20 protein-coding genes are annotated in these 26650 nt (G+C 60.4%); 9 read left to right on the forward strand and 11 right to left on the reverse strand.

Going from position 1 to position 26650, the window contains the following annotated elements; translation table 11 throughout:
• The first annotated feature begins 173 nt into the window (after positions 1 to 173).
• Genes AC06G5_RS05140 through AC06G5_RS05150 form a run of 3 tightly spaced genes read left to right on the forward strand, consistent with a single transcriptional unit; the run spans position 174 to position 2996 of the window.
• Entirely contained in the window at positions 174 to 548 is a 375-nt protein-coding gene (locus AC06G5_RS05140; RefSeq protein WP_413425773.1) for a GtrA family protein, read from the forward strand.
• On the forward strand, positions 545 to 1486 hold the full coding sequence (locus AC06G5_RS05145; protein ID WP_413425770.1) for a glycosyltransferase family 2 protein: 942 nt from the start codon (positions 545 to 547) through the stop codon (positions 1484 to 1486). Before AC06G5_RS05140 ends, AC06G5_RS05145 begins: the two co-directional genes overlap by 4 nt.
• A 1-nt stretch (position 1487) precedes the next feature.
• Complete coding sequence (locus AC06G5_RS05150; RefSeq protein WP_480459054.1) at positions 1488 to 2996, forward strand: glucosyltransferase domain-containing protein; 1509 nt, start codon at positions 1488 to 1490, stop codon at positions 2994 to 2996.
• A 27-nt stretch (positions 2997 to 3023) separates the two neighbouring features.
• Here the strand turns inward: AC06G5_RS05150 and AC06G5_RS05155 are convergent, their stop codons facing one another.
• Together AC06G5_RS05155 and AC06G5_RS05160 are read right to left on the reverse strand one after the other, a co-directional pair.
• Positions 3024 to 4643, reverse strand: coding sequence for an FMN-binding glutamate synthase family protein (locus tag AC06G5_RS05155; protein WP_111281241.1), 1620 nt, complete (start codon positions 4641 to 4643; stop codon positions 3024 to 3026).
• 165 nt (positions 4644 to 4808) lie between these two features.
• Positions 4809 to 5609, reverse strand: a complete 801-nt coding sequence (locus AC06G5_RS05160) for a helix-turn-helix transcriptional regulator (RefSeq protein ID WP_413425766.1) — start codon at positions 5607 to 5609, stop codon at positions 4809 to 4811.
• A gap of 124 nt (positions 5610 to 5733) precedes the next feature.
• Between AC06G5_RS05160 and AC06G5_RS05165 the strand changes: the two genes are divergently transcribed.
• The 5 genes from AC06G5_RS05165 (at position 5734) to AC06G5_RS05185 (ending at position 9858) form a co-directional block, all read left to right on the forward strand.
• The gene (locus tag AC06G5_RS05165) at positions 5734 to 6555 is read left to right on the forward strand and encodes a carbon-nitrogen hydrolase family protein (RefSeq protein WP_413425764.1); all 822 of its coding nucleotides are present in this window, start codon (positions 5734 to 5736) and stop codon (positions 6553 to 6555) included.
• A gap of 226 nt (positions 6556 to 6781) precedes the next feature.
• The gene (locus AC06G5_RS05170; protein ID WP_413425762.1) at positions 6782 to 8107 is read left to right on the forward strand and encodes an APC family permease; all 1326 of its coding nucleotides are present in this window, start codon (positions 6782 to 6784) and stop codon (positions 8105 to 8107) included.
• 154 nt (positions 8108 to 8261) lie between these two features.
• Complete coding sequence (locus AC06G5_RS05175; RefSeq protein WP_413425760.1) at positions 8262 to 8696, forward strand: NUDIX hydrolase; 435 nt, start codon at positions 8262 to 8264, stop codon at positions 8694 to 8696.
• A 23-nt stretch (positions 8697 to 8719) separates the two neighbouring features.
• Positions 8720 to 9358 carry a LysE family translocator gene (locus tag AC06G5_RS05180; RefSeq protein WP_413425758.1) on the forward strand — a complete coding sequence of 213 codons (639 nt, stop codon included), beginning with the start codon at positions 8720 to 8722 and terminating at the stop codon, positions 9356 to 9358.
• A gap of 2 nt (positions 9359 to 9360) precedes the next feature.
• Positions 9361 to 9858, forward strand: a complete 498-nt coding sequence (locus AC06G5_RS05185) for a GNAT family N-acetyltransferase (RefSeq protein ID WP_413425756.1) — start codon at positions 9361 to 9363, stop codon at positions 9856 to 9858.
• A gap of 132 nt (positions 9859 to 9990) precedes the next feature.
• On the opposite strand, the gene metR is transcribed toward AC06G5_RS05185, so the two are convergent.
• Together metR and AC06G5_RS05195 are read right to left on the reverse strand one after the other, a co-directional pair.
• Positions 9991 to 10908 carry a transcriptional regulator MetR gene (gene metR / locus AC06G5_RS05190; protein WP_008021042.1) on the reverse strand — a complete coding sequence of 306 codons (918 nt, stop codon included), beginning with the start codon at positions 10906 to 10908 and terminating at the stop codon, positions 9991 to 9993.
• Positions 10909 to 11025: 117 nt separating this feature from the next.
• Complete coding sequence (locus AC06G5_RS05195) at positions 11026 to 16254, reverse strand: dermonecrotic toxin domain-containing protein (protein ID WP_480459055.1); 5229 nt, start codon at positions 16252 to 16254, stop codon at positions 11026 to 11028.
• Positions 16255 to 16474: 220 nt separating this feature from the next.
• Between AC06G5_RS05195 and AC06G5_RS05200 the strand changes: the two genes are divergently transcribed.
• A complete protein-coding gene (locus AC06G5_RS05200) occupies positions 16475 to 17509 on the forward strand; it encodes an alpha/beta fold hydrolase (RefSeq protein ID WP_413703502.1) in 1035 nt (344 codons plus the stop codon).
• Between the two features lie 209 nt (positions 17510 to 17718).
• Here the strand turns inward: AC06G5_RS05200 and aauR are convergent, their stop codons facing one another.
• The 7 genes from aauR to AC06G5_RS05235 all read right to left on the reverse strand — a co-directional run bounded on the left by aauR (position 17719) and on the right by AC06G5_RS05235 (position 26265).
• Positions 17719 to 19047, reverse strand: coding sequence for a two-component response regulator AauR (aauR, locus tag AC06G5_RS05205; protein ID WP_413425750.1), 1329 nt, complete (start codon positions 19045 to 19047; stop codon positions 17719 to 17721).
• Positions 19044 to 20945, reverse strand: coding sequence for a two-component sensor histidine kinase AauS (gene aauS, locus AC06G5_RS05210; RefSeq protein ID WP_413425748.1), 1902 nt, complete (start codon positions 20943 to 20945; stop codon positions 19044 to 19046). Before aauS ends, aauR begins: the two co-directional genes overlap by 4 nt.
• 157 nt (positions 20946 to 21102) lie before the next feature.
• A complete protein-coding gene (locus AC06G5_RS05215) occupies positions 21103 to 21837 on the reverse strand; it encodes an amino acid ABC transporter ATP-binding protein (protein ID WP_413425745.1) in 735 nt (244 codons plus the stop codon).
• On the reverse strand, positions 21834 to 22505 hold the full coding sequence (locus AC06G5_RS05220) for an amino acid ABC transporter permease (protein ID WP_413425743.1): 672 nt from the start codon (positions 22503 to 22505) through the stop codon (positions 21834 to 21836). The genes AC06G5_RS05215 and AC06G5_RS05220 overlap by 4 nt, the downstream gene beginning before the upstream one ends.
• On the reverse strand, positions 22505 to 23251 hold the full coding sequence (locus tag AC06G5_RS05225) for an amino acid ABC transporter permease (RefSeq protein WP_111281261.1): 747 nt from the start codon (positions 23249 to 23251) through the stop codon (positions 22505 to 22507). The genes AC06G5_RS05220 and AC06G5_RS05225 overlap by 1 nt, the downstream gene beginning before the upstream one ends.
• Positions 23252 to 23444: 193 nt before the next feature.
• Positions 23445 to 24359 (reverse strand): glutamate/aspartate ABC transporter substrate-binding protein, encoded by a 915-nt coding sequence (locus AC06G5_RS05230; protein WP_413425741.1) that lies wholly within the window; start codon positions 24357 to 24359, stop codon positions 23445 to 23447.
• A gap of 277 nt (positions 24360 to 24636) precedes the next feature.
• The gene (locus AC06G5_RS05235) at positions 24637 to 26265 is read right to left on the reverse strand and encodes a glucan biosynthesis protein D (RefSeq protein WP_413425739.1); all 1629 of its coding nucleotides are present in this window, start codon (positions 26263 to 26265) and stop codon (positions 24637 to 24639) included.
• Positions 26266 to 26650: the final 385 nt, after the last annotated feature.

The raw sequence follows: 26650 nt of genomic DNA on the forward strand, positions 1-26650 counted from the left end.
GCGCGCAGGGTGGACTGATTCGCGGGCAATTGCAAAACCGGGATATTACCGGATGTCTCGAGTGTTGCTCCAAGACTCAGCCGCTGGTCTGAAAGGCCCGTCAATCTGCGATTTCTGACAGCAGACGGACTCAAATACTTATGGGTGCAACGTTCTTAAAGCGGGAGCCTCGCATGAGACTGTTGTGGAAAGGGCTGTCCAGTTACACGGTGATCGGGGTCGCCAACACCCTGATTCACTGGCAGATCTTTTTCCTGTTGAGCGTGGCGGCCGGCCTCAGCCAGGCGATCAGCAACCTGACCGCCTTCTGCGTGGCGGCGTCGTTTTCCTTCTACATGAATGCGCAATTCACTTTCGCCGCCAGTGCCACGGTCGCGGGGTATCTGCTGTTTCTCCTCGGCATGGGGGCATTGAGCCTGGGGATCGGCCATCTGGGCGATGTCTGGCAATTGCACGGTTTGCTCACCGTGGTCGTGTTTTCGGCGTTGAGCCTGGTGTTCGGTTTCCTTTATTCCAAATACGTGGTGTTTCGCGAGCGTGATCAATGAAAATCTCGCTCATTGTCCCGGTGTTCAACGAAGAACAATCGATCAACCTGTTTTACCAGGCCGTGCGCCGCGAGCTGCTGCTGGGGGGCGCCGAGGTCGAAATCGTGTTCATCAACGACGGCAGCTCCGACCGCACGGCCGAGCAGGCTACGGCACTGGCGCAGGCGGATGATCAGGTCATGCTGATCAATTTCTCGCGTAACTTCGGTAAGGAACCGGCACTGTTTGCCGGCCTGGAGCACGCCAGCGGCGATGCCGTGATCCCCATGGATGTCGACCTGCAGGACCCGATCAGTGTCGTCCCGTTACTGGTCGAACAATGGCAGAAGGGCGCCGATGTGGTACTCGCCAAGCGCCGCAACCGGGACGTCGACGGCTACCTCAGGCGTCACAGCGCGTCGATTTTCTACCACGTGCTCAATCGCATCGCCTACACCCGCATCGAGGAAAACGTTGGCGACTTCCGGCTGATGGATCGCAAGGTGGTCGACGTGATCCGGTCCCTGCCCGAGCACCAGTTGTTCATGAAAGGCGTGTTGTCGTGGGCCGGGTTCAACACCGTGGTGGTGGAGTTCGAGCGGGCCGGGCGCGTGGCGGGGAGCAGCAAGTTCAATGGCTGGAAGCTGTGGAACCTGGCACTGGAAGGCGTGACCTCGTTCAGCACCGTGCCGCTGCGCTTGTGGACTTATGTCGGTGGCAGTATTTCGATTTTCGCGGTGCTGTACGCCGTGTACATGGTGCTGGACAAGATTTTCTTCGGCAACAGCGTCCCCGGCTATCCGTCGCTGATGACTGCCATCCTGTTTCTCGGCGGCGTGCAATTGATCGGCATCGGCATCCTCGGCGAGTACATAGGTCGCATCTATATCGAGGCCAAGCACCGGCCGCGCTACGTGATCAAGGACATCGTCGGCGGTAAAGCCCGGGGCGGGCGCTAGCATGGGCCGGTTCAGCGACTTCTTCGTTCGCGAGCTCAGCCGGCATCAGGTCTGGCGGTTTTTTCTGTTCGCGACCTTCTTGTATGTCCTGCCGTTGATCCTCGCCGATTTTCCCTACATCGATGACAACTGGCGCTCGCTGTCGGCGGGCATGGCCTGGTCCGAGCAGGGGCGACTGTTCACCCAGCTGTTCTACAACGTGCTGACTTTCACCCATGCCGCGCCGAACATTTTTCCCTTGCCCTTGTTGATCGCCACGCTGGCCATGGCGTCGGCGCTGACCAGCCTGACGTTCCATTATTTCCGCCAACCCAGCGTTGCTTGCTGCCTGGTGCTGTTGCCGCTCTGGTACAACCCGTTTTTCCTGCAAAACCTGTCTTATCAATACGACGGTCCCGCCACGACCCTGAGCCTGGTGGCGGTGATCTACGCGATCACTTTTCGCCACCCCTGGCGCGGCGTGCAATGGCTGGTGCCGTCGTTCCTGATTGCCTTGGCGCTGGGACTGTATCAAGTCAGCCTGAATGTGTTCCTGGGCCTGTGTTGCCTGGAATTGCTCAGGGCCTCCAACGATCAAACAACCCCGGTGCCCTGGCGCGACCTGCTGGGCTGGAAAACCGCCCAGCTCTTGCTCGGTGGATTGATCTACAGCATCAGTGCTTATCCGTTCATGGGCTCCAATCGCACATCGCTGCTCAATTGGACGGCCCATCCCTTGATGCAGATCCAGATCAACATTGCCCGGGTCCTGGAAAAAGTCGTGCTGCTGTTCCATGGCGGATGGCTTTGGGTGTTCGGCGGGTTGTCATTGTTTGCGCTAGCCGGGGCGGTGCGGTTGGGGCTGAACGTAGCTGCGCGCCAGGACAGCGGACCGAAGAAACTGTTGATCAGCCTGGTGTGTTTGCTGACATTACCGGTGGTGACACTGCTGGTGTCCGGTGTGACGTTGTTTTTCCGCGACTTCAACGAAGGCGCCCGTACCTTGATGGGCTTCGCTGTGCTATTGGTGATGTTGCTCTATTTGAGTCATCTGGCGCTGGCGTCGATCCATGAGCGATTGCCACTGTTGTTGATCATTCCGCTGCTGGCGATGCTGTCGTTGTCGTTCGCCTATGGCCGGGTGCTGACAATGCAGAAAACCTTCGCGTCCATGGCGTTGACCAGCCTTGAGTACGACATCGCCAGTCGTCAGGCGCTGCGCGAGGCAAAACGTATTTACCTGTCGGTGACTTACTCCGACTACTGGTTAACGGCGGCAGCCGGCTCGTTCAAGCAGATGCCGGTGCTGCATTACCTGCTCAATACCGACTTTTACATGCTGGCCGAGAATCTGCCGAAAGCCGGCATCACCAACGTGGTGGCGGAACAGGAGCGGCGCAATGCGACGCGGGTCGGCTATCAGGGTTATCCGGCGTTGGTCGAAAGCCAGTTCTACCGGATATACCTGATCGGCGATTACGGTTTTATCGTGATGAAGGAGCCGACCCCGACCAAAACGCTGCGCTGGTGATGCGCGATTCTGACCGGGACGGCGAGGTCATGCTGCCGCTATTTCATGGGGCTCGAAACTGTCGGCCCGGGCCATCTGCCACATCCGTGAGTAGAACTCACCGTTCACTTCACCGGTCAGCAACTCGCCGGGCTTGAGGAACACGTGCAACTGCGAGAACAGCTTGATCTCGGTCGCCGACATGCGCCGTACCAGGTGCTTGGCCGACAGTTGCGACGGATGTTCGAGGCCGGCCGCGGCAAGCATTTCCGCCAGGGCCTTGAGGGTGTTGCGGTGGAAATTGAATACGCGCTGGGCTTTGTCCGGTACCACCAGCGCACGCTGGCGCAGGGTGTCCTGAGTGGCGACGCCGGTCGGGCATTTATTGGTATGGCAGCTCTGCGACTGGATGCAGCCGATGGCGAACATGAAGCCGCGCGCCGAGTTGGCCCAGTCGGCGCCGATGGCCAACACGCTGGCGATGTCGAAGGCGCTGACGATCTTGCCGCTGGCGCCGAGTTTGATCTTGTCCCGCAGGTTCAGGCCCACCAGGGTGTTGTGGACGAATAGCAGGCCCTCGCGCATCGGCACGCCGATGTGGTCGGTGAACTCCACAGGCGCTGCGCCAGTGCCGCCTTCCTTGCCATCGACGACGATGAAGTCCGGCAGGATGCCCGTCTCCAGCATGGCCTTGGCGATGCCCATGAACTCCCACGGATGGCCGAGACAGAACTTGAAGCCCACCGGTTTGCCACCGGACAACTCACGCAGTTGGGCGATGAAATGCATCATTTCGATCGGCGTGGAAAACGCCGTGTGGCGCGACGGTGACACGCAGTCCTCGCCCATCAGGATGCCGCGGGTTTCGGCGATTTCCCGGGTGACCTTGTGCTTGGGCAGGATGCCGCCATGGCCGGGTTTGGCGCCCTGGCTCATCTTGATTTCGATCATCCGCACTTGCGGCGTCCGGGCTTGCGCCGCGAAGCGCTCCGGGTCGAAGCGACCGTCGCTGGTGCGGCAGCCGAAATAGCCGCTGCCCAGTTCCCAGGTCAGGTCACCGCCGTGCTCGCGGTGATAGGGGCTGATGCTGCCTTCGCCGGTGTCATGGGCGAAGTTGCCGAGCTTGGCGCCCTGGTTCAACGCGCGGATCGCATTGGCGCTGAGGGAGCCGAAGCTCATGGCCGAGATGTTGAACACCGACGCCGAATACGGCTGGGTGCACTGCGGACCGCCGACGGTGACGCGGAAACTGCTCGGGTCGCTCAATGGCGCCGGGCGCATCGAATGGCCGATGAATTCGAAACCCGACTGGTACACGTCAATCAGCGTGCCGAACGGTTTGTCGGCGGTTTCGTTCTTGGCCCGGGAATAGACCAGCGAACGCTGGGCCCGGGAGAAGGGCAGGGCGTCGCTGTCGGATTCGAGCAGGTACTGGCGGATTTCCGGGCGGATGCCTTCGACCAGATAACGGATATTGCCGAGGATCGGGTAATTACGCCGCACAGCATGCGGACTTTGCAGAAGATCGAACAGGCCGATCAGACTGAGGACGGCGGTGACAGCGGTAATTGGCCAGAGCCAGTCGTATTCAAGGAAGGGCAGGCTGGCGAGGGTGAAGATCACGCAGACGGCAAAGAAGGCGTAGCGGCTCAGGAGTGACAGGCTCATACGGTTTCCTTGGGTTCGGACTCAATGAATTTGGCAATGCATAAATCAATGTGGGAGCGGGCTTGCTCGCGAAAGCGGTGTGTCAGCCAACATAAATGCTGTATGAAATACCGCCTTCGCGAGCAAGCCCGCTCCCACAGAAAAGCAGAGCGTTCCACAGGGCATTCAGGCATTTTGTGCCTGGAGAAAAATCGAAAACAGCTCGGACTGGGATTTGATTCCCAGCTTGCTGTACATGTGTTTCTTATGGACTTTCACGGTTTCGACGGAGATTTCCAGCTTACGAGCGATTTCTTTACTGGAGCAACCGCTGAGCATCAAACGCCCGACATCCAGCTCCCGGGCCGTCAACTGCGCGCCTTTGAGTTGCTGCACCGACGCTTCCAGTTGCACCCGCCAGTCGGCTTGCGGCGGCGCGGGGGCCAGGGCCACGACTTCATTGATTTCATAAGGTAGACGCTGGCGTAACAACCCGAGTACCCACGGCTGGATCAGCGACAGCAAGGCGATCTGCTGGCTGCTGAAGCGCTGCGTGCTGCCCAGTGACAGGCACAGCGTGCGGTCGCCTTCGAGCTGGCAATTGAACTGGATTTCGTCGGCCACCACATTCAGACGAAAGTAGCGCTGGTAATACTCGGTCAGCTCGAAATGCTCCGGGGCCACTTCCGACAGACGATACAGCCCGGTGCGCGATTGCTCGCGGCAGGCGATGTAGAACGGGTCGAGCAGGTACAGGCCGCGCAGGTAATCCTGGAACAACTGGTCGGGGCTGCCATCTTCGCCCGGGCACTCGGCGAACACCTGCGGACGCTGGTCGGCGCTGAAAAGCAGGGCCACCCAACTGTCGAAAGTCACGTATTGATCCAGCAAACGCACAAGCTGGGTCCAGAAATTGGGCTTGTCCAGGGCGTCGATCAGTTGCCCCACCGAACGGTGCCAGGCGATGTCGTCCAACGAGAGTGTCATGCATCTACCCCTATCGTGTTACCCCAGCGGCGTGATTCCCCGCCCGGTTGCTTGCTGCGCATACTGGCGCACAGACACCGACCGGGCAATCTTTCTGCCGCCCGGCCCATGACAAGGAATATCCATGAAGGTCGAGCTCGCCCAATTGGCAGGTCGTGACAACGACACGGCTTACAACCTCGAACGCACCCTGGCGGCCATTGCCGCATGCGGCGCCGACACGCAGCTGATCATGTTCCCTGAGGGCCACTTGATGGGCTTCCCTTCGGCCGAGTCCGTGGCCGAGGTGGCCGAGCCGCTGGACGGACCCTCCGTCAGTGCAGTGATCGCCGCCGCTCGCCAGCACAATATCGCCGTGGCCATCGGCATGGCCGAAAACGACAACGGCCGTTTCTACAACACCACGCTGCTGATCACCCCCGAAGGCATCTCCCTGAAATACCGCAAGACTCACCTGTGGGCCTCGGATCGCGGCGTCTATGAGGCGGGTGATCGCTACGCCACCTGCCTGTGGAACGGTGTGCGCGTGGGCCTGCTGATTTGCTACGACATCGAGTTCCCGGAAAGCGCCCGTGCCTTGGCGCAACTCGGCGCCGAGTTGCTGATCGTCACCAACGGCAACATGGACCCCTACGGCCCCACCCATCGCACCGCGATCATGGCCCGCGCCCAGGAAAACCAGGCGTTTGCGCTGATGGTCAACCGGGTGGAAGAGGGTGATGGTGGCTTGCTCTTTGCCGGTGGCAGTGCGCTGGTCGATCCGTTGGGCACTTTGTTGTTTGAAGCCGGACGCGAGGAAGGGCAGTTCGCGGTCGAGCTGGACCTGAACCTGTTGACGGCGGCGCGCCAGGATTATCGCTACCTGGATGACCAGCGGCTGAAGTTGCCGGGGGAGAGGGTTGAGCATGCTTGTGGGTTGCGCGAGCTGCTGATTCCTGTGCGTTGATCCGGATTTTGTGTTGACCGGGCTGACGCCTTCGCGAGCAAGCCCGCTCCCACATTGGTCTTGTGAACGCCCGAGATCCCCTGTGGGAGCGGGCTTGCTCGCGAAGAGGCCGGCACAAACAACACGCATGCTCGACCCTTGACCCAAGAACAATAACGCAACACCCGAATATCCTGCGCCGAACTCGGCTCTGCCATAAATCCAATAAAATCCGGAGTAGTCGCTCATGGCTCGTTTGCAACGCACCCTGTCACTGGGGTCGGTGGTGCTGTTTGGCATCGCCTACATGACGCCGATCATTGTGCTCGGCACCTTTGGCATCCTCGCTCAATCCACCGCCGGCATGGTGCCGGCCGCTTACCTGGCGGCGTTGGTGGCCATGTTCTTCACCGCCATGAGTTACGGCCGCATGGCCTCGGCGTTCCCGGTGGCCGGCTCGGCCTACAGCTATGTGCGCAAGGCCATCAGCCCCAAGCTCGGCTTCATCGCCGGTTGGGCGGTGCTGCTCGACTACCTGTTTTTGCCCATGGCGATCTGGCTGATCGGCGCGGCCTACCTCAACTCCGCCTTCCCGGCGGTGCCGCAGTGGATCTGGGTGTTGGCGTTCATCGGCATCACCAGCGCGATCAACATCATCGGCCTGAAACTGGCCAACGGCATCAATGCCTTGCTGATGCTGGTGCAGTTCCTGGTGCTGATCGCCTTTGTCGCGCTGTGCGTGCACTACGTCGGCGGTGACGCCAGCACGCCGTTGTGGTCGATCAAACCGTTCTTCAACGGCGATATGCAGATGCCCTTGATCATGAGCGGCGCGGCCATTGCCTGTTATTCGTTCCTCGGTTTCGACGCGGTCAGCACCCTGACCGAAGAAACCCGCGATCCACGCCGCACCATTCCCCGGGCGATCATGCTGATCACACTGATCGGTGGCCTGATTTTCGTCGGCGTGTCGTATTTCGTGCAGATCGCTCATCCGTCCTTCCAGTTCGATAACGTCGACTCGGCGGCCTATGAAATTGCCCGCAACGTCGGTGGCGACCTGTTCGTCTCGATCTTCCTGATCGGCCTGATCGTCGGCCAGTTCGCTTCAGGTCTGTCGGCGCAGGCCAGCGGCTCGCGCCTGCTATACGCCATGGGCCGTGACGGTGTGCTGCCGAAATCGTTCTTCGGAACCTTGCACGAACGTTTCGGCACGCCGATCAACAGCATCCTGCTGTGCGCGGTCGTGGCCTTGCTGGCGCTGAAACTGGACGTGACCACCTCGACCTCTTTCATCAACTTCGGCGCGTTCCTGGCATTCAGCCTGGTGAACCTGTCGGTGATCTTCCATTACTGGATCGGTGGCGAGAAAAAAGGCCTGCGCGAGTTCGTACTGTTCCTGCTGTTCCCGTTCATCGGCCTGGCGGCGGATTTGTGGCTGATGGTCAGCCTCGATCATTTGGCGGTTTACCTGGGCCTGAGCTGGCTGGCGATTGGCGTGATGTACCTGGCGGTGTTGACCGGTGGTTTCCGTCGCCAGCCGCCGGAAATGGATTTCCAGGAAGCTGCATAGAGGAAACTGTAGGAGCGAGCTTGCTCGCGAAAAACCTGAGAGCACCGATGGGCATCTGGTTTTACGCGTTTTCGTTCACGACCATCGCGAGCAAGCTCGCTCCTACAGGGCGGACATGTGATCCTTGGCGCTTTTGAGTTGAAGGCCTTTGTTCATGACGACGTTTTCTGCCCAGCCCGCTGGACTTATCCACATCGCCGCCGCCCTGTTGATCGGCCCTGATGGCCGCACCTTGCTGGTGCGCAAGCGCGGCACCACGGCCTTCATGCAACCGGGCGGCAAGATCGAGCCCCATGAACTGCCGGTTCACGCCTTGGCCCGGGAGCTGGAAGAAGAACTTGGGCTGGACATCGACCCGGCGCAGGCTGTTTACCTCGGTCACTTCTCGGCTCCGGCCGCCAACGAACCGGGGTTTGTCGTACACGCCGAGCTCTTTCAGCTGAATATTCATTGCGACGTCACTCCGGCGGCGGAGATCGAAGAAGTGCTCTGGATCGACCCGGCCACCGATGGCGGTGTCAGCCTGGCGCCATTGACACGGGACCTGATCTTGCCGTTTTATCGAGCATCGCTGACCGCGATCGCCTGATCATTACGCAAAGGACTTCGCCCATGATCCCGCTTCAAGACTTGCTGATTTTTGCTGCTGCCGCGTTGCTGATGGTGCTGACGCCGGGGCCGAACATGATCTACCTGATTTCTCGCTCGATCTGCCAGGGACGCAAGGCCGGGGTGATTTCGTTGCTGGGGGTGGCCGCCGGATTCTTCGTGCACCTGTTTGCTGCGGCCGCCGGTTTGACGGCAGTGTTTTTGGCGGTGCCGATGGCCTATGAGGTGTTGAAGTGGGCCGGTGCGCTGTACCTGTTGTGGCTGGCCTGGCAGGCGGTCAAACCCGGTGCGCGCTCGCCGTTCGAGGCACAGCAGTTGCCCCCGGACTCGTCACGCAAACTGATCACCATGGGTTTTCTGACCAGTGCCCTGAACCCGAAGATCGCAGTGTTCTATCTGTCGGTGTTTCCGCAGTTCATCACGCCGGAGCACGGCTCGGTGTTCAGCCAGAGCATCATCCTCGGCCTGACCCAGATCAGCGTCAGTTTTTGCGTCAACCTGATGATCGCCATGTTTGCCGCGGGCATTGCCTCATGGTTCGTCAACAATCCGACCTGGCTGGCGATGCAACGCTATTTCATGGGCTTCGTATTGTCGGGGCTGGCGGTGCGGCTGATGCTTGAGCAAAAACGGATGGCCTGAGCATGTGGATCGAGCGACTGGATGCCAGCCATGCCCTGGACTATCGGGCACTGATGCTCGAAGCCTATGACCTGCACCCGCAAGCCTTCACCTCGAGTGTGCGCGAGCGGGCGGCGATGCCACTGGGCTGGTGGGAGTCGCGCCTGACCGGCAAGCTCGATGTGGTGTTCGGTGCGTTCGAGGAGGGCAAGTTGGCGGGCATTGTCGGGCTGGCGTTCGAACCTCGGGAAAAGGTCCGGCACAAGGCGACGTTGTTCGGCATGTACGTGTCCGCCAACGTTCGCCAGCGTGGACTCGGTTTTCATTTGGTGCAGGCTGTTCTGGCCGAAGCGCGGTCCCATCAGGAACTGCGATTGATCAAATTGACCGTCACCGCCGGCAACGATGCCGCGTTCAACCTGTACCAGCGCTGCGGCTTCATCCAGTTTGGCCTGGAGCCGATGGCTGTGCGGGTGGGCGAGGATTACTTCGACAAGATCCACATGTGGCGCGAGATCTAACCATCACATGGATCCCCTGTAGGAGCGAGCTCGCTCGCGATGGTCATCAAAGATAACGCTGGAAGCCTGACACCCCGTGTTGCTCTCAGGTTTATCGCGAGCAAGCTCGCTCCTACAGATGGATGTGTTGTTCTAGCGAACGGCGCTAACCCCATCCAGCGTCGAAAACGACGTGTCCTTGGCCGTCAGCAAAAAGTCGCGCATATACGGTGCATCCAGCATGTCGGCGCGGATCGCCGCATACAGCGTCGCAAACAAGCCCTTTTCGCCCAATCGCTTGGCCTTCACATAACCCCGGGAGCTGTACTCGTGCAGCGCCCAATGGGGCATGCCACATACACCACGACCGCTGGCTACCAGCTGCATCATCATCACCGTCAGTTCCGAGGTGCGCACCTGGGCCGGTTCGATGTCGGCGGGTTCGAGGAAGCGGGTGAAGATGTCCAGCCGGTCCCGTTCAACCGGGTAGGTGATCAGGGTTTCCGGGAGCAGGTCTTCGGGGACGATATAGGCCTTGCCGGCCAGGCGGTGCTGGTTGGCCACCGCCAGCATCGCTTCATAGGTGAACAGCGGTACATAGGTGATCCCGGCCAGGTCCACCGGGTCGGAAGTCACCACCAGGTCCAGGTCGCCACGGGCCAGCGCCGGCAACGGGGCGAAGGAGAAACCCGAGGCCAGGTCCAGTTCGACTTCCGGCCAGGCATCACGGAACTGGTCGATGGTCGGCATCAGCCACTGGAAGCAACTGTGGCATTCGATGGCCATATGCAGGCGCCCGGCGGTGCCACCGGCCAGACGACTGATGTCGCGCTCGGCGGCACGCAGCAGCGGCAGGGTGGCGTCAGCCAGTTGCAGCAGACGCAAACCGGCGCTGGTGAAACGCACCGGTTTGGTCTTGCGCACGAATAACGGCATGCCCATGCGCTCTTCCAGCTCCTTGAACTGGTGGGACAGGGCCGACTGCGTCAGGTGCAGGCGGTCGGCCGCATCCACCAGGCTGTCGGCTTCGCGCAAGGCGTGCAGGGTCTTCAGGTGACGGATTTCAAGCACCGGGGGCTCCATGAGGAAAACTTGTCGATAAACCGAAAAGGTTGAGTTTGTCTCATGTTGATGCCGCTGTCGACCATAAGCACGGCGGAGCACATTGCGTGCTCCGCCGTTATTGCTTCACAGTGCGGAAAAGTGCTTGTTGCCTAGCGGTTTACCGATGTCGCCGCGCCAGATCGACTCGACCGCGGCACCGCTGCTGGCCGTCGCCTCCTGCCATTTCAAACCGAGGTTGCGCTGTGCGGGCAATTTCAGGTGGCCTTTGACGAAGTCGCTGAATTGCGACGTCGCCGAAGTGTAGTGAAAGTGCGCATACCATAGCGTTCGCGCCGATTCACCGGTCAGGTCGCGTACCTCGTACTCCTGCAGGAAATCCCGGCGGCCATCCGCGCGTTTGCCCAGGTCCCGCAGTCCGCCTTCCTTGCGGATATCCACCACCTTCTGCTCCAGCAGATAGTCCAGATAGCCCTCGGTAGGCGTGGCGCTTTTAAGGGTTTGATCGATACGCAGGGTGCGTGCGGCCCGCGTCAATTCATCTGCACGGTTGCGCAATTGCACGACCATCGGCGCAGACGGCGAGAGCTGTTCGATGGCCTGGGCTCGAAGCCTCAACTCCGCGGCTTCGCTGATCAGCATGTGTTCAAGGTCGACCGGCGACATGTCCTGAGTTGCGTAGCTCTGGACCTTGGCCTTGTAGGTGTCCACCGCATCGAGTCGACGGCGGGCATCGGTCAGCAATGAATCCAGGTCCCTTTGAATGTTTTGAGCTGGTTGCTCCACAGGATTGGCCAGGCGGAATTTGCCATGGATATCCTGCTCCCAGACTTCGTTGGTTGCGCCTTGGCCGGTCAGGGTGTATCGCCGCGTTTGAGTGGTCGGTTCCCAGTGCTCGACGCCGATCAGTAGCTGATCGTCATCGGTAATGAAGATTTTCTTGTTGCCATGCCCCGGAGCGGAGGCCAGTGTCGGTTCCTGAATGCCCTTGCGCGCCCGCTCGGCCATCCTTTCGATGCCCTCCATCAAGGGAGCGACCCATTCCAGGTGAAAGTGCTGTGGATAACTGGCGGTCCAGATTTTCATGTCGCGGCGAAACTGACCGTACGCCTCGAGGCAGTCGCGCAGTATTTGAGTACGTTGCGCCTTGGTCGCGGAGACTTCGGACAGGCTGTATTGAGTGAACAGTGCACGATCCACCCTGGCCCGCAGGTTCCGGGACTGCTGTTGCAGATAGAGCCACGAGACATCACTGGCCGTATCGAAACGCTTGATCACTTCCAGGAGGTGCCCGGTTTTCAGGTAAAGCTTGTTGGCCTCGCTCAGGCGTCCTGCGAGCATTCTGACGGTGGGCGTCAATTGTCTCTTGTGTGCGGCGACGGTCATGCGCTCGTACCACAGATTGAAATCGCGATGGATGACATCGATGGCATCCAGTTCGCGGACGAAGTCCACGCGCACCTTTCTGATGTGCTCGAGAACGCGCAGGCGCGCGGCGAGGTCATCGTGTGGCATCCGGTCCAGGCGGAGGATGAGGGCGTCGCTCAGATCCAGCAAGTTGACCGCGCGATGATTGGCAAAGTACAGGCGCTGCTGGTGTCGGTCAGCCAGAATCAGCGCGTCATTGCTCTGCATCTCCACGAGGGCACGCCTTTTATTGCCTTGGGTCAGAGGCAATAGATCAACCAGTGTCCGGTAATGCCTGGAGGCCATTTCAATGTCGGTGATGCAGGACGTTTCGGCGGCCTGTCTGAGGGCCGCACGATTCTCGAGGGTGCTGCCGTTGTAATTTTGCAGCACGGTATTGGTCCGTGACACTTGGGCATCGAGTTGCGGTGCCAGGTTGTCGGCAGCCTCAGTCAATGCGTGTTGCCGACGAAAACGCTGATCGGCCCACCAGCGTGGCAACCGTTCGCGAATCGCCGCTGGCCAGAGTGGATCGAGTCCGTCGGCCAGGTGACCCAGGACGGCGCCGCCACCGAGCCCCCCACCTTCGAATGTCTTGCCGTGGACATGGAAGTAAGTATCCCAGTCACCCGCTTCATCAACCGCTATCGGCTGCTTGTAGGTTTTCATTCGAGTGCCGGTCAAGCGCCAGTTCCGTGAGTCGTTGCTCCACTCGATCTGGAAAATGCGACCCTGTCGAACGATGAAGTCGCCGTCTGCATGCCGATAGACATTGCGATAGATCCCGTGAGTCCCTGGCTGCAGGCCGGCAAGACTGATCAGGTTTTCGTACTCGTAACCCGCGAATCGCTCGACAACTTGCCTGGCATGACGGATGGCCCTCAAGGGACGTAGCGCCCTGGCGGCATTGCCCGTTTTTCCGAGCTGTCGTACTCGCGTCAGCGAACGAGCCGCCGTCGCCGGGCTGGAACCGGCACTGGCACCGGGAAGGATGTCCATCGCGGCGTCGATCAATGACATAAGCACCGATTCCACTTCGGCCAGACCATGACCGACATCGCCACGAAGGAAAGCGCCAACCGCCAGATTTGCGCTGCTCCAGGCGTCATACAATGCGATGGCCGTGCCCACGAAAGGCACCATGCCCAAGGCCATTTTCAGGTAGTTGTACAGAGCGCCGCACTTCAATGCGGCACGCTCAAAGTACAAGGCATCGTTGGAGCGCGATGTCGTCCGGTGCGCTTCGAGCAAACGGCCCATGTGGACATTGACCAGGTGGACCGCCAGTGAGGTGGTGGCCGGCCAGGCCATGCCCGTGCCGATCATGGCATCGAAGTTTTTCAACAACGCCTGGTTGATCCGGCTGACGTGGTGTTCAAAATTGCCATTGATTGCGCGGCCGGCCAGGTAGTTGACCATTCGTGTCTGCAGGCACAGGTTGAACAGGGCTTTGCGCGCTTCTTCAAGGGTGTCGTACTGACGTAGAAAGACACCGTCAGGGCTGTCGGGCAGGTAAAGCAGGGTCAGGCCGCTGATCTGTTCCACGATGAAGGTGACGCCGGCCAGGGGGCTCGGCCCCTGATGCGGGGTGTCCTCACCGCCCACCGTCAGGTGCGCTGGCAATAGCACGATGTGTTTGCCGTTGGCCGCATAGGCTTCACGGCTATTGGCCTCGATGGCGATCTCCAGCAACCGGTGCCCGTCGGTGGTGATCTGTCGTTGCAGCAAAGCGAACTCGCCTTGCAGTTTGAGCATCAGGCGCCACGGCTCGCTCAGGCATTCGCGACGATATTCATTGCTGAAGGTCGACGCAGCCACGCTGCCGAGGAAGGTCTCGCGGATCAGCGTTTCATAGTGTCCGGCCAGGTCAAGTTCGGTAACCAGCGCGCGCAACCACATTTGGGTGATGCCGATTTGCAACTTCTGACGTTGTGCCTCATCGGCCCCGCTCATCTCGACTCGCATGAACGTCAGGCGCAGCCACATGGCTTCATCGATATTGCTGAGTGCCAGCTCGGCGAGTGACAACTTGCTGCGTTGCTGGCTGGCAAACAGCATGTTTTGCTGAGGCGTACCTGGCGCGGCACCCTCCATGACGACTTTTTGCCAGTAGGTAGAGTCGGGCAGGTCGAGCAGCACCTCGACCTTTTCTGTGAGGCCAAACTCCAGGCTCAGCTTGATGTCGATGGCCTTTTCAGCGAAGGCTTCCCTTGGCGGCAGATCGCGTTCGAGCAGTTCATGGGAGCGCTTCATCGCCTTGATGTAGGCAGTGAACAACCCTTTGAGTCGCGAGCGCTGAGCCTCGGGCAGCGTGCCAAGCCATTGTGGCAAATTGCCCGCCAATACGCCGCTCTGGTGTTGCTCGAGCAACTGCGCGTAGGCCAGTTCCCGAGCGGCCGGGATGGGTACCGTGAGGCTGGCCAGGGCTTGCTCGCGCAGTTTTTCCAGGGCTTGGCTGCGCTGATCGGCACGTTGCGGCGCGGGATTGTCGGCAATGATTCGGACTGCCTGTTGTTGGCAGGCATAGAGCTGGTTTTGCAATGAGTATTCAATCGGATCACGGGACAGCACCGACAGGCGTAGCACCAAAGTGTTTTCGCTGGCCGTCAGTTTGAACACTGTCCTTTCCAGGGCCTGTCTAGAGTCAAAGCGTTGCAGTCCTCCAAAGTAGCCAGGCCAGTAGAGTAAAAGGCTATGGGGCGCGTCGGTCAGCAACGCGGACGGATGAGTGAAAAGCAATACGCCATCCAGTTCCTGGGGGACCGGCGTGCTGGCGCCCTCGACATCGGCCGCTACCAGCGTAACGCGGGCCACCGCCACGTCAGCTTGTTGATCCGTTTTATCCGGCGCGTCCAGGACGGTTTTGAGCCATTGATGTTCTTCGGCGCTGATCTGGTTCAGGCTCAGTTGAACATCGGCCTCGGCACGCAGGCCGGCGAGACGTGCCTGGTAAAGAGCGGTGTAGTGAGGGTTTGGCAGGTTGCGCAGTTCCAGCAGATTGAGCGGGTTGCGGGTGTCGAGTAGCGTTGACGCAGCAGTGGCGCTGGCCTGTTCGGCGGCCGTCAGTGCATCAAGTTGCTGTTTCAGCACGGACAGGAGGAAAGCATTGGACGTGTCGAACAGGCTTTCCAGTGCCGCGTGCTGCTGCGTCAGGGCGCTACGTCGCCCATTCAGGGGAATGTCGGGGTTCAACAGGCCGAACAGGGACTGGTCATCAACCTCGTTCGGGTCCGTTGGCGACAGGTCAGTGGGCTGGGCAAAAACTGCCTGGCGCTGCGACTGACTGACCTGTGCTGTGGACAAATGCGTCAACAGGAAGTCGACACTACCGGTCAGCGGGGCATTTGCCAGCACGGTGTAATCGATGCTGGCGACGCCCGGTCCGGACGAGTCAATCAGTTGTTGCTGATGCTCGATCAGCCAGCGTTGCATTTCATTGCGGTTCTGGAAGTTCACCCAGGCCACTGGCCGGGAAGGCAGATATAACATTTGCGCGACCACTTGACCGGTATCCCGGGTGATGACCAGGGCCCCGGCAAGTTCGATGCGTGTGTCATCGGCGGTCTTCAGCGTCAATCGTTCGACCTGGATCGCCGGGACCTCAGGCGTCGTTGCCGGTTTGGCGGGATCAATCAGCGTGTGCACGGACTTGATCTGCTCGACAGTCAGGCTGCCCTGGGCGAATGCCAGTTGGCTCGATGCCTCGAAATGCTGGTGATACAGCCTCATCGCCAGGGCTCTGCGTGAAACGTCGGTACCGCGAGCGCGGGTGCTCCACCAATGACCCTCGAGTATCGACTGCGGGCTCTGCGCCATGAGCTCGAGCCATTGATCGCGGTACTCATTGCAGCGCGCCGAAGCGCTCAGTATCAGGCTTTCATCCAGGCTGGACGGCAAAGTGCGCGTGAGACCGAATTCGGCCGGTAGGGGGGTGGGTTCGTCGACCATGACGATAGTTCTCCAAAGGGCCGGGCGTGTGCCGGCGTTGCCCCCATTAAAGGTTCGTCGTATCAGGGACTGGCGGTACATAGTTATCGTGCAGTGCGCTTTTGCTTCTCGACGACCGCTCGGCACCCTTCATCAAACTGTCACGGAACTGTGGCAGCGCGCTTGAACAAACTTCATCAGACTCGCGCTCTACCGGGGTTCTGCGTTTTGGTGTTTTTCCATGGGTGCTGCATTTTTTTCACGAATCGTATTTTTGGCCGCGCTGGTGTTCGGCCTGCCGTCTCTGGCGGCCTCGCGTTGTGACGTCAATGTTCCGACCGAACGGGTGGATCTGGCCCAGGTAAGCCTGGCGTACCAGAGCATCGGCCGTGCGTCGGACCCGGCTTTGCTGTTGGTGATGGGGCTGGGCGGGCAATTGATCCACTGGCCCGACGAAGTGGTGGTTGCCCTGTGCCAACAAGGTTTTCGGGTGATTCGCTATGACAATCGCGATGTCGGCCTTTCGAGCTGGCGACAGCCACCGGGCGAGGCCAACCTGACGTTCGAAGTGCTGCGCTACAAGCTCGGCTTGCCGGTGTCGGCACCGTACTCGCTGACCGACATGGCCGACGATGGCCTGGGGTTGATGGATGCCTTGCACATCGAGCAGTTCCATGTGCTCGGTGCGAGCATGGGGGGAATGATCGCCCAGCGCATGGCGGCCATGGCGCCGCAACGGGTCGAGAGCCTGACCCTGATCATGACCTCCTCAGGCGCCGAAGGCTTGCCGGCACCCAGTGCAGCGCTGGTGCAACTGCTTGCCCGTCGTGGCGCACCGAATCGCGAAGTGGCGCTGGAACAACAGGCCGACCTGCTGGAGGCGTTGGGTAGCCCGATGGTGACCGATGATCGTCAGGCGCTGCTGCATCAGGCGGCGCTGTCTTATGACCGGGCGTTCAATCCCGAAGGCGTGAAACGCCAGATCATGGCCATACTCGCCGAACCAAGCCGGGTGGCGCTGCTCAACCAGCTGCGGGTTCCGGCGCTGGTGGTGCACGGTACGGCCGATCCGCTTTTGCCGGTGATGCACGGCGTGCACCTGGCGGCGCATTTGCGTGGCAGTCAGTTGATCCTGATTCCGGGGCTGGCCCATCGCTTTCAGGAGGCGTTCAAGGCACCGCTGCTGGCGGCGGTGTTGCCGTACTTGCGGGCGCATCGTGAAGACACTTCGCACTGGGCGCAGATCGAACCGGTGGCCGACCGCAACCTCCTCTAACCCCCCAATCCAATGTGGGAGCGGCGGTGCGGCGATCCGACTTGCTCGCGAAAGCGGTGTGTCAGTCAACTCAAATGCTAACTGATACTCCCTCTTCGCGAGCAAGCCCGCTCCCACAGGGGAAGGCATTCAGCCGTGAAAGCGTAGCCATGCTGTCACCAAAGCAGTGACCGCCATTAACCACGCCAGTTTCGGGCGGCGGGGCTCGCTTAATGGCTCAGGCCGTACTTTTTCACTTTGTCGAACAGCGTGGTCTTGGCCATGCCCAGTTCCTGGCTGGCCTGGGTCAGGTTGCCGCCGCTGCGTTGCAAGGCATCGCTGAGCAGGTTGCGCTCGAACGCTTCCACCGCTTCGGCAAAGGCCAGGCCCTGATTGCCACCGCTGGCACCGGTTTTCTTGAACGCCGGCAAGCCCAGGGCAAAGCGCTCGGCAACGTTGCGCAGTTCACGTACGTTACCCGGCCAGTCGTGGCTCATCAGATTCGACACGGTCTGGTTGTCCAGTTCCGGCGCGATGCGATCGAAGCGCAGGGACGACTGCTGCAAAAAGTGTTCGAACAGTTGCAGGATGTCCTCGCGGCGCTCGCGCAGCGGCGGCAGTTCCAGGGTCACCACATTGAGTCGGTAATACAGGTCACTGCGGAATTCGCCGGCCTTGCTCGACTCGACGAGGTCGGATTTGGTCGCTGCGATGACGCGGCAATCCACCGCCACGCTCTGGTTCGAACCGAGTCGTTCGAGGGTGCGTTCCTGCAACACCCGCAGCAGCTTGATCTGCAAGGGCAGGGGCATGCTTTCCACTTCGTCGAGGAACAGCGTGCCGCCATCGGCGTGTTCGATCTTGCCGATCCGCCGTTTACCCGCGCCGGTAAAGGCGTTGGCCTCGTGGCCGAAGATTTCGCTTTCGAAGAGGTTCTCCGGCAGGCCGCCGCAGTTCAGGGCGACGAACTGCCGGGTGTGCCGCCGACTGAAATCATGCAGGCAGCGCGCAACCAATTCCTTGCCGGTACCGGTCTCGCCTTCGATCAGCACGTTGGCCGAGGTATCGGCGACGTTGGCGATCAGTTCTCGCAAGTTCTGCATGGCCGGCGAGCGTCCGATGATCCGACCTTCGAGGGAGTCGCGCTCGGCCAGTTGCCGACGCAGCGACGACACCTCTCGCGCCAGGCTGCGTTGCTCCAGGGCGCGGCGGGCGACATCCACCAGGCGCTCGGGGGAGAACGGCTTTTCCATGAAGTCGTAGGCGCCTTTCTGCATCGCGCCGACGGCCATGGAAATGTCGCCGTGCCCGGTGATCAGCACCACCGGCAGGCTGCGGTCGCGAGCCTTGAGCCGGGTCAACAGTTCCAGGCCATCGATGCCCGGCAGGCGAATGTCGCTGACGACGATGCCGGCGAAGTTTTCGCCGACCCGCTCCAGGGCTTCTTCGGCGCTGCCCACGCCAATGCAGGGAATGTCTTCCAGGGTCAGCGCCTGTTGGCAGCCGAGCAGCACATGGGGGTCGTCTTCGACGATCAATACACTAAGGTCGTTGTTCATATTGGCTCGGCGGGAGTGGGGCTTACCAACGGTAAACTGAGGACGAATGCGGTGCCACCGCTGGACGGGTGCTCGACACCCAGGTGACCGCCGGTGGCGGCGGCCAGGCTGGCGGAAAGGGTCAGGCCAAGGCCCAGGCCCTGTTCGCCGGGTTTGGTGGTGAAGAACGGCTCGAACAGGTGCTTGCGCGCTTCGGCGTCGATGCCATGGCCGTTGTCACGCACCCGCAGCCGGTACTTGCCTTCGGAAACTTCGCCTTCGAGCCACAACTCCGGCAACGGCTGTGCTTGCATCGCATCCAGGGCGTTGCCGATGAGGTTGACCAGAATCTGCTCCAGGCGGGTCTGGTCGATTTGCACCTGCACATCGGTGAAGTCGCGATGCAATTGCAGCTGAATGTTTTCCACGCGGCCACCGTGCAATTGCAAGGCCGCGTCCACCGCTTTGCCGAGGCAGGCCTGGCCCTTGTCGTCCCCGCGCCGGGCGAACGAGCGCAGGCTGGCAGTGATCCGGCCCATGCGGTCGATCAGTTCGTTGATGGTCTTGAGGTTGGTGCTGGCCACGTCTAGTTGACCGCGTTCGAGGAAGCGCACGGTATTGCCGGACAAGGTGCGCAGCGCCGCCAGCGGCTGGTTCAGTTCGTGGGCGATGCTGGTGGACATCTGGCCGATGGCCGCGAGTTTTCCGGCCTGTACCAGTTCATCCTGGGCGCGGCGCAAGGTCTCTTCGGCGAGCCGGCGTTCGCGGATCTGCCCCTTGAGCCGTTCGTTGCTGGCGCGCAGGTCGGTGGTGCGTTCGGTAATCCGACGCTCCAGCTGACTGTTGGCTTCCTGCAAGGCTTCCCGGGCCGCGAGGCGCGTGGCGATCACCTTGCGCCGCTCGTTCCAGGCGATCAACAGGAACGCCAGGAGGGCAAACGCCACGGCCACCAGAATCCCCTGGTTGATCGCTTCGCGGCGCAAGTCCTGCAGCGGCGTCAGCAAGGTGAAATTCCACGGCGTATCGCTGAGCGGCCGGGTTTGCGACAGGTAGCTGATGTTTTCTTCGTCGGACACCAGTTCGCTGTTGGCCGGGAAGGTCAGTTTTTCCACGCCTTCGGACAGGGTTTCCCGGGCCAGCGGCTGCAGTTCGTTGAGCGGGAACCAGTAGTACTGCAGGCTGCGGGCGAGTTTTTCCTTGGTTTCTTCGCTCAGCGGCACCACCGACTTCAAGCGCCGGGCCGGATCGCTGGACAGAATGATGATGCCGTTCTCGTCGCTGACGAAGGCTTCCAGGCGCGCCCGCTGCCAGCGTTCTTCCATGGCTTCCAGGCGGACTTTGACCACCGCGACGCCAATGATCTTGCCGTGTTCTTCCAGGCCATGGGCCAGGTAGTAACCGGGCTCGCCGTTGGTACTGCCGATACCATAGAAGCGCCCCGGCTGACCGCGCACGGCGTTCTGGAAATAGGCGCGGAAGGACAGGTCTTCACCCAGGTAACTGTCGACGTCGCGCCAGTTGCTGGTGGCCATGACGCGGCCGGTGGTGTCCATCACATAGATGGCCCGACTGCGGCTGCGCCGGTTCAGGCCTTCGAGGTAAGCGTTGACTGTTTGCCGGTGTTCCGGGGTCGGGTCGGCCAGCAACTGCGAAACGCTGGTTTCGAGCTCCAGCAGGCTGGGCAGGTAGGTGTATTTGCTGATTTCGCTTTCGACGGCACGGGCGTGCAGTTCCAGCTGACGCTGGCCGTTCTCGCCAAGGCTGCGAATGCCGTAGTGCTCACTGATCCAGAAGCCGATATAGCCCAGGCCGATCATCATTGCGATGATCAGCGGCGGCAGAAACAAATGACGAACCAGACGGGGTTTCACGGCGAGTGATGGCGACGCTGCGCGATAAAGATTGGGGTCGCATTTCATCACAGATGCCTTGGGTCAACCAGCGCTGCCCGCCTCTCTGTAGGAGCGAGCATGCTCGCGATGGTCGTCAACGATGACGCGTTCATCCTGGATGTACGCGGTGTCTTTGAGTACATCGCGAGCAAGCTCGCTCCTACAGGGGAGGGGCGTACAGCCTTTAGTGCTGCAGAATCTTGTTGAGGAAGTGCTGTGTGCGCTCCGCACGGGCGTTGATGTCGCCGAAGAATTCCTCTTTCGGGCAGTCTTCGATGATCTTGCCGGCGTCCATGAAGATCACCCGATCGGCCACTTTACGGGCGAAGCCCATTTCGTGGGTCACGCACATCATGGTCATGCCTTCGTGGGCCAGTTGCACCATCACGTCCAGCACTTCGTTGACCATTTCCGGGTCCAGCGCCGAGGTCGGTTCGTCGAACAGCATGACGATCGGGTCCATCGCCAGCGCACGGGCAATCGCCACACGCTGTTGCTGACCACCGGACAGTTGGCCAGGATGCTTGTGGGCATGGGCCGAGAGACCGACACGCTCGAGCAGTTGCAGGCCCTTCCTGGTGGCTTCTTCCTTGCTGCGGCCCAGCACCTTGATCTGCGCGATGGTCAGGTTTTCGGTGATGGTCAGGTGCGGGAACAGTTCGAAGTGCTGGAACACCATGCCCACGCGCGAACGCAGTTTCGGCAGGTTGGTCTTCGGGTCGGCGATGGAGGTGCCGTCGACCACGATGTCGCCTTTCTGGAACGGTTCCAGTGCGTTGACGCACTTGATCAGGGTCGATTTGCCGGAACCGGATGGCCCGCACACCACGATCACTTCGCCTTTTTTGACCTCGGTGCTGCAATCAGTCAGTACCTGGAAGTCCCCATACCACTTGTTGATGCTTTTGATAGAGATCATACGGCGAACCTTTTTTGCAGACGCTTGACCAGCTGCGAGGCGGCAAAGCTGATGATGAAGTACACGAGACCCGCGAAGACCAGGAACTCATTGGAGCGGCCAATGATGTCGCCACTGGCGCGCGAAGCATTGAGGAAGTCCACCAGGCCGACGGCGTAGACCAGCGAGGTGTCCTGAAACAGGATGATGCTCTGTTGCAGCAACAGTGGAGTCATCTTGCGAAACGCCTGCGGCAGGATGATCAGGCGCATCATCTGGCCGTAAGTCATGCCCAGTGCCTGGGCGGCGCCCATCTGGCCCTTGGGAATCGACTGCACGCCGGCGCGGACGATTTCGCAGAAGTACGCCGCTTCGAACATCATGAACGCCACGATGCACGAGGCGAACGCGCCGATCGGGGTGTCTTCGCCGGTGATCCAGCGCAGCACGAACGGCACCGCCAGGTAGAACCAGGTGATGACCAGCAGCAACGGGATCGAACGGAAATAGTTGACGTAGGCGCCGGCGATGTTCGACAGCAGTTTGCTGTGGGACAGGCGCATCAGGGCCAGGATCGTGCCGAGGATGATCCCGCCGACCACGCCCATGATCATCAGCTTGAGGGTCATGATCATGCCGTTCCACAGGCCCGGCAGGGACGGGATGATGCCCGAGAAGTCGAATTCCATCATTTACCCCCTACGGAGATCAGGCCCGGTACGGCGACTTTCTTCTCGACCAGGCGCATCAGCAACATCAGGCTCATGTTCAGGGTGAAGTAGATCAGCGTTGCCAGGGTAAAGGCTTCGAACAGGTTGGCGGAGAACTCGGCAGTCTGTTTGGTCTGCGCGAGCAATTCCATCAAGCCGATCAGCGAGGCCACGGAGGTGTTCTTGAAAACGTTCAGGAATTCCGAGGTGAGCGGCGGAATGATGATCCGGTAGGCCTGGGGCAGCAGCACGTTCCAGTAGATCTGCGGCAGCTTGAAACCCATGGCGCGGGCCGCGGACTCCTGGCCTTTGGGCAGGGCCTGGATACCGGTGCGCACCTGTTCGCAAACCCGGGCGGTGGTGAACAGGCCCAGGCACACGACGACGCTGAGGAAGGCCGAAGTGGTCGGGTTCAGGTCCTGCTTGTACCACTCTTGCAGGTCGGCAGGCAGCAGATCGGGTACCAGGAAGTACCAGATGAACAGCTGAACCAGCAGCGGCACGTTACGGAAAAGTTCGACGTAGCAGGTGGCGATGCCCGATACGATGCGGTTCGGCACGGTGCGCATGACGCCCAGGATCGAGCCCAGTGTCAGGGCGATGATCCAGGCCGCGATGGCGATGCCGATGGTCCAGGCCAGACCGGACACGTACCAGTCGAAATAGGTCTCGCTGCCCACGCCGGTGGACTTGAAGAACACGCCCCAGTCCCAGTTGTAATTCATTAGGGTCTCCCCTCGGATTCGATCGATGTACAAATGCCCGCTTGGGGGAAGCTCCGTTCCCGCCTGTCCTTGGGGGACAGGCACACGCGCTCGGCTCGACAGACACCGGTTCGAGTGTTTCCAGAAATGCCAGCAGGGAGTGCATTCCCCTGAAAGGGCTACGGCCCTTTCAGGGGATAAGGTTAGTCAGAAATCAGGATTTCTTGTCGTCAGCCGCTTTGTCGGTCGGATTGGCGATCAGGGCCTTGAGTTCGTCGCTCATCGGGAAGTTCAGGTTCAGGCCCTTTGGCGGGATTGGCTGCATGAACCACTTGTCGTAGATCTTGTTGATCTCGCCCGAAGCGTAGGTGGCCTTGATGGCATCATCCACGGCCTTTTTGAACGGCTCGTCGCCTTTGCGCACCATGCAGCCGTAGATTTCGAAGGACTGTGGAGTGCCGGTTACAGCCCAGTCTTTCGCGTTCTTGGCCTTGGCCGCTTCACCCGCCAACAGGGCGTCATCCATCATGAACGCGACGGCACGGCCGGTTTCCAGCATCTGGAAGGACTCGCCATGGTCCTTGGCGGAGATGACGTTCATGCCCATCTGCTTGTCGGCATTCATCGACTTCAGGATGCGCTCGGACGTGGTACCTGCGGTGGTCACGACGTTCTTGCCGGCCAGATCCGGGAAATCCTTGTACTTGGAGTCAGCCTTGGACAGCAGGCGAGTACCGATTTCGAAGATACCGACGGAGAAGTCAACTTGCTGCTGACGCTCGACGTTGTTGGTGGTGGAACCGCACTCGAGGTCCACGGTGCCGTTCTGCACCAGCGGGATGCGGGTTTGCGAAGTCACCAGGTTGTATTTGACCTGGAGATTCGGCATGTCGAGGTCTTTTTTCAGGGCATCAACGACTTTCAGCTGAATGTCGTGGGAGTAGCCGACCGGTTTGCCGGAAGCGTCTGCAATGTAGGAGAACGGAATGGAAGCGTCGCGATGGCCCAGGGTGATGACACCGGACTCTTTGATCTTCTTCAGGGTGCCGGTCAGTTCCGCGGCGAAAACTGGCGTGCTGATCAGAGCGGCAGCAATGGCTGCGCCCAGGATGTGGGGAACGATGCGCATCAAATTTTCCTCGACATTGTTTTTTTTATGGAGCCAGTTCATCGGCCCTTTTGTGCTGCAAAACACCTGAGCGCTACGATGAGTGGGCGCAAAGGACATTCGTCGAAGAAGTGTAGAGCATGACTCGTGCCAGACCAGTCTGAATTAGTCAAAGTGTTGATTTATAAAGGAATTAAATATTTTTTGCGCTGAAACTTCAGTGAAGTGATCCGGTTAACCGAACTGACCGTCAGGTCGCGTTCGGAAAACCGAATGGTGGCGGGGTGCTACCCGGCCATCAGGGGTATTTGCGCTTGTCCGGCGCTGGCGGGAAGTACTGGTACAACCAGGTCTCACTTAGCGTGCGGTCGTTGGTGCGGATGAACAGCCGCAGCTCGACAGGGTCAGTGCTGTCGTTGGTCGGGTACCAGTCAAACAGGATGCGGTAGCCCTTGATGTCATCCAGCTTGAGTACGCTGAAGTCCTTCACCTCGCCGTTCGAGCAAGTGACCACCGGCTCGATGCCCGCGCCCTCTGGCAAGCGGTCCAGGCCGCCACCGGTGAAGTCCACGGCGAAACGACGGGCCCAGACTGGCGGGTAATGCTCGCCCGGTGCCCAGCCTTCGGTGAAGCCGCCCATCCCGGAACGGGTGGCGTTTACCCGTGCCAGCGGCGTACCGACCGGTGGCAATGCGCTCCAGTAGAGCTTGTAGCCGTAGTTCAGCGAGTCGCCGGCAGCCACCGGTTTCTTCGGGGTCCAGAAGGCGACGATGTTGTCCATGGTTTCGCCGGTGGTGGGGATTTCCAGCAGGTCGACCGAGCCTTCGCCCCAGGCGGTGGTCGGTTCGACCCACAGGCTCGGGCGGCGGCTGTACCAGTCGACGGTGTCCTGATAGCTGGCGAACTCGTGGTCGGTCTGTACCAGGCCGAAACCTTTCGGGTCCTTGTCGGCGAAAGCATTGAATTGCAGGGTCGCCGGGTTATTCAGCGGGCGGCAGATCCACTCGCCGTTGCCGCGCCACATGGCCAGGCGATCGGAGTCGTGGATTTGCGGGTGAATGGTGTCGCACATCCGGCGTTCGTGGGTGCCGCAACTGAACATGCTGGTCATCGGCGCAATGCCCAACTGGTCGATGGCGGTGCGGGCGTTGATGTGGGCGTCGACCTCCATCACCACGCGTTCGGCCTGGCAGTCGATATCGAAGCGGTAGGCACCGGTGGCGCTCGGCGAGTCGAGCAGGGCGTAGACCACGAAGCGGGTGCTGTCCTTGTCCGGCGTCTCGAACCAGAATTTGGTGAAGTCGGGGAACTCTTCACGTTTTTTGGCGTAGGTATCGATGGCCAGGCCGCGGGCCGACAAGCCGTACTGGCCGGTGGCGTCCACCGCACGGAAGTAACTGGCGCCTAGAAACGACACGACATCGTGCTTGTCCAGTTCCGGGGCCTTGAACAGCTTGAAGCCGGAGAAACCCAGGTCGCCCTTGAGCTGTGCGGTGTCGACCGTGGTGTTTTCATAGTTGAACAGCGATGGGCGGAAATGCACTTCACGCGCCTGGCGTGTCCTGGGGTCGACGCTGTACATGCGCACTGGTTGCTTGAAGCCCATGCCGACATGGAAAAACTGCACGTCCAGCTGACCGTTCAGGTCATTCCACAAAGAGTGGTTGGCGTCGTAGCGGATCGCGTTGAAGTTCTGCGGCGTCATGCTCGCCAGGGTCGGCGGCAGCTGTTGCTTGGTGTCCTGGTAGCGATTGCTGGCGAGCTGTCTGGCCTGGGTTTTCAGCGCTTCGAAGTCGAACGCGGTGGCCTCGCCATCAGCGGTACCGGCGTTGGCGGCCCAGGCCTGAGCGGCCAACAGGCCCGTGGCGGACAAGCCGGTGTAGGCAGCAATGGCCATGGAGGCTTTGAGCAAGTTCCTGCGGTGCATAAGTACAACCTGTCGTGAACAATCCCGCGCCGTTCCTGGCACGTGCTGGATCAGAAATATCGGTTCGGACATGCCTTCGGCCAAACGCAACGGACTTTGAAACAGATGCCGGATAGCTTAAACCGTTCGATTGCAGAGCAAAATTGATTGATGGCATTGCGCCGGCCCGGCAATGAAACAAGACATGTCGAGAAACAATTCCGACAGTGGTTTCTGATTTGAAGGGTATTTCTGCCTTTTTCGACTAATTACTCTAAAAACCGCTTTTCAGCGCCCGGATTATTTCTATTCTGTGTGCATGACCGGTCTATGCCCGAAAGGCCGGTGCGCTTCAGTCGGCACGATGCGGCTGCTGAAAAGGAGGAGGGCGATGCGGTTTTTTTTT

Source organism: Pseudomonas sp. WT-JTC (genome assembly GCF_056711565.1).